This is a genomic window from Mycobacterium sp. 1245499.0 (assembly GCF_001673615.1).
GTDB classification, from domain to species: domain Bacteria; phylum Actinomycetota; class Actinomycetes; order Mycobacteriales; family Mycobacteriaceae; genus Mycobacterium; species Mycobacterium europaeum_A.
On record NZ_LZMG01000352.1, the window covers coordinates 1 to 885 of the forward strand.

Sequence of the window (885 nt, forward strand, 5' to 3'; positions counted from 1 at the left end):
CCGGCCTCGGGGGAGCCGCCCATCATGCGCACCATCGGCAGACCTCCGGACGTGACGAACCGGGCGATCAGGACTGCCGCGAGCATCAGGAAGGCGATGTTGAGCCACGTCGTGTAGTTCCAGGAGATCGACGCCTCGATCACCGTCGCGTTGCGCTGCTTGGGAATGAGATGTGTTGTGCCGAAGACCAATTCGACCAGATATCCGGCGGCCACCATAGCGGCGTAGAAGGTGCCCAGTAGCGTCAGCATCATCTTGGTGCCGTAATACTTGCGGTAGATGTTGAGGATCGGAAGGATCAACAGGTCGGCGTAGATGAAGGCGATGACACCGCCGAAGCTGATGCCTCCGTTCCACAGCACCGCGGCCAGCGGCACGTTGCCGATGGAGCACACGAAGGACACGATCGCCACAATGGGCCCCACGATCGGGCCCCACAGCGCCGAGAGGCCCGGGTGATCGGCCAAAAAGAAGACCTGCCAGAACTTTTCGGGTACCCAGGCCGCGACGGCGCCGGCGATCAACAAGCCCAGCACGAGGTCGCGCAGGATCGCCAGCCACTCCATCACGAACACGTGTGAAACCGAGGTGAGGCCCGCCGGGGAAAACAGCCGTCGCCAGAACGAGCCCTCGCCCTGGATCGACATATCCATGGCCGCATGGCCTTCCATGGATCCGGCGATTCCCCGCTCGGCCTGCTCGCGGGCGGCGTCCACGAGTCGCGAACGCACGAACAGCCGGAACAGCACGGCGAGCGCGACGATCATCAGTGGGCCGCCGACGAATTCGGCGGCGGTGAATTGCCAGCCCATCAGCAGCGCCAGGATGATGCCCAGTTCCACCACCAGGTTGGTGGAACCGATTTCGAACGCCATCGCGGCGGTG

At 63.8% G+C, this 885-nt stretch carries 1 protein-coding gene; it reads right to left on the bottom strand.

Annotation, left to right across the window (positions count from 1 at the left end):
* The coding region (locus tag A5646_RS21950; protein ID WP_067024162.1) for a permease at positions 1–885 on the bottom strand (885 nt) is incomplete at both ends.